Below are 3,017 nucleotides of genomic sequence, written 5' to 3'. Positions count from 1 at the left end.
CGTCAGCGTGGAACGCGCCCGCAGCCTCACCTACGCCGCCGCCCACGCCACCGATTGGACGGCCGCGGCGCTGGCCAAAGCGGCCGCCGGTGACGCCGCACTGCGCTGCGCACGCACGTGCGTGCAGGTGCACGGTGCGCTCGGGCAGACCTGGGAACATGACGCGCACCTGTACATGCGGCACGCGTGGCAATGCGCGGCCCTGCTGGGTGATAGCCGGGCGCTGTACCACGAGGTGGGCCGCAGATTCGCCGGAGCCGCAACATGAGTGCGTTGGTCGAGGAATTCACGACGTGGCTGGTGGAGTTCCTGCCTCAGGACTACTACCGGGAATACCGCCGCTACCGCTGGGATATCGGATTGCGGCGCGACTATCAGCGGGCTGCGTTCGAGGGGGGCTGGCTGCAACCGACGTGGACACGTGACCACGGCGGCCGGTCACTGGGCTTGCGGGACGCGATGGAGATCCGAATTCAAGCGGCGCTGCGCTCGGCGCCGAAGTTGCCAAACATCGCCGGACCGAATGTCGCGGCGCCGGGGATCCGTCAATTCGGCACACCCGCGCAGATCGATCGCCTGCTGGTGCCGTTGTTGCGCGGCGATGAGTGGTGGGCGCTGGGCATGTCCGAGCCGGAAGCCGGTTCAGATTTCGCCGGTTTGCGCACCCGCGCCCAACGCGACGGTGACGTGTTCCGGGTCAACGGGCACAAGATCTGGACCACCCAGGCACACGAATCCCGTTGGTGCACCTTGTATGCACGCACTGACCCCGACGTCCCGAAGCACCGCGGGATCTCTTGTCTGATCCTCGATTTGCAGTCCCCCGGTGTGAAGATCGAACCCATCCGAATGGCCTCGATATCCGACGAGACGTTCTGTGAAGTGTTTCTGGACGACGTCGAAGTGCCCGTGGAAAATTTGCTGGGGCCGTGCAACGGCGGCTGGCATGTCGCGTTGGCGTCGTTGCACCACGAGCGGCAGATGATCTGGATCATGAACTGGGTCGAGATCAAACGGGGACTCGACTCGATACAGGGCACGCAGGACGACGACATCTACGCCGAGCTGGGCTCCTTGATCGCCGACGCTGAAGCGCTGCGAGCCACCGGTTACCGCGCTTTGGGCAACGAGCTCGCTGGGCGTCCGAACCCGGAAGCCGACATCCTCAAGCTTCTCGGTTCGCTGACTCTGCAACGGGTTTGGGAACTCAGCGCAGCCGCCGCAGGGCCTGCTTCAACCAGCGACCCGGATCTGCTTTTCGAACGTCAGGATGCACTGGCCGCAACGATCTACGGCGGAACGTCGGAGGTCCAGCGCAACATCATCGGCGAGCGACTGCTCGGGCTGCCGAAGGGATGACGATGGATTACGACCTCGGAGACGACGCCGGTGAACTGAGAAGTCACCTGCGGCAATTGATCTCGGCGAACATTCCCGCCGACTTCCTGGGCGCTTGTACCGACGATCCGCAAGACCTCGCCACCACCGAATCGTTCTGCAAGCTACTGGCGTCCGAGGGGCTGCTGGCGTTGGCCTGGCCCAAAGAGCACGGCGGGGGCGGCGGATCGGTATGGCAGCAGACCGTGCTTCGCGAAGAGATGTGGGCTCACCATGAGCCACGGGGCCCGCAGTACATGGGCATCAACTGGGTAGGCCCGGCGTTGATGCGCTATGGCACCGCCGAACAGAAAGCCAAACACCTGGCGGCCATCGCCGGCGGTGAAGTTGTGTGGTGTCAAGGCTTCTCCGAGCCCGAGGCGGGCACCGACCTGGGCTCGTTGCGGACCCGCGCGATACCCGACGGTGATGGTTGGCGCATCACCGGCCAGAAAGTTTGGACCTCCTATGCGCAAATGGCTTCGTGGTGCGTGCTGGCGGCGTGCACGCACCCGGAGGCGCCGAAGTCGAAGCGGTTGAGCCTGTTCCTGATCCCCATGGACCGACCCGGCTTCACGGTACGGCCGATCCCCTCCATGCTGGGACCGCACCACCTCAACGAAATGTTCTTGGACGACGTACCGGCATACCCCGGCGACGTCTTGGGTGAACTCGGTGATGGCTGGCGAGTGATGCGCGAGGCGTTGGCCTTTGAGCGTGTCGGCATCGCACGCTATGCCCGCTGTGAATCGCTACTGCACCGCATGCGCGACGAGCTCGGTGACGACTGGGACGACCTGCCGGAATCTCTTCGCGCCCGTTGGGTTCGGGCGCTGGTGGACTTACGGGTCGCCAGACTGATGGCCTACCGCGCCGTTTCGTTGCAAGACGACCGTTCGGCAGGGGCGGCGGCCAGCGCAGCGCGCATCGCCACCACGACCTGTGACCAGCAGGTCGCCGAGCTTCTGTTCGACGTGCTGGGCCCGAGGGCCTTGGACAGCGGGACGTCGGCGTCACTGCATGGTGCCGTCGAAGACCACTGGCGTTACGCGCAGGCCGCCACCGTGGCGTCGGGCACGATCGAAGTGCAGCGCATGTTGGTAGCCCGCGAAGTCTTGGGAGAACACCGGTGAACACCGATCTGCCGCAGGACATTACCGACTTCGCTGCTGTCGCGACCAAGCGACTGCAGCGCCTAGGCGGACCACCGGCGGCCTTGCGCGCGGAGACCGATGACGGTATCCGGCAGGCAGCCCGCGACGCTCTGCGTGACCTCGGCGCCTTTGAACTCGATGTCCGCACCGACCCTGACGACGTCCTTGCGGCCGCGGTGCTGTGCCGGGCGGCCGGCGCGGCCGCGCTGCCATACCCACTCGTCGAGGAGTTCTTCGCCATCGACGGCGCGCGGCTCGCTCTGGTGGACCCGCACGCAGCGCGCATCGACCACGGCGATCTGCCCGGCTGGATAGCCGCGGATCTGGACGGCAACCGCTATCACGTGCAGCCGGCGTCGCGGACCAATGCCAAGCTGGGGCCCTTCCTGGTACCGGCCACCTTGAGCGGACCTGATGGAACGGTGCCGTCCGCCGACGTTAGTCTTCATCTCGTGCTGGGATCGTGGCGGATTCTGGGGGCGGTGC

Annotated in this window: 3 protein-coding genes and 1 pseudogene; all 4 read left to right on the top strand. The window is 65.8% G+C overall.

Annotation, left to right across the window (positions count from 1 at the left end; genetic code table 11):
• Positions 1-268 (top strand): acyl-CoA dehydrogenase family protein (locus tag A9W95_RS10715; protein WP_256388887.1); only part of this gene is annotated, 268 nt, incomplete at its 5' end.
• Complete coding sequence (locus A9W95_RS10710; RefSeq protein ID WP_067411908.1) at positions 265-1,359, top strand: acyl-CoA dehydrogenase family protein; 1,095 nt, start codon at positions 265-267, stop codon at positions 1,357-1,359. The genes A9W95_RS10715 and A9W95_RS10710, both read left to right, overlap by 4 nt.
• 2 nt (positions 1,360-1,361) lie before the next feature.
• Complete coding sequence (locus A9W95_RS10705; RefSeq protein WP_067411906.1) at positions 1,362-2,510, top strand: acyl-CoA dehydrogenase family protein; 1,149 nt, start codon at positions 1,362-1,364, stop codon at positions 2,508-2,510.
• A pseudogene (locus A9W95_RS10700) lies at positions 2,507-3,017 on the top strand (acyl-CoA dehydrogenase); the annotation flags it as partial. The gene A9W95_RS10705 and the pseudogene A9W95_RS10700, both read left to right, overlap by 4 nt.

Origin of the sequence: Mycobacterium sp. 1423905.2 (genome assembly GCF_001673155.1) — a bacterium.
Taxonomy (GTDB): domain Bacteria; phylum Actinomycetota; class Actinomycetes; order Mycobacteriales; family Mycobacteriaceae; genus Mycobacterium.
The sequence above is the reverse complement of the archived record's forward strand: the minus strand, read 5'-3'. Positions and strand labels throughout refer to the sequence as shown.

Excerpts from the sequence above, each read along its gene's own strand:
- A9W95_RS10710 (WP_067411908.1), top strand. The coding sequence starts at position 265 with ATGAGTGCGTTGGTCGAGGAATTCACGACGTGGCTGGTGGAGTTCCTG.
- A9W95_RS10705 (WP_067411906.1), top strand. The coding sequence starts at position 1,362 with ATGGATTACGACCTCGGAGACGACGCCGGTGAACTGAGAAGTCACCTG.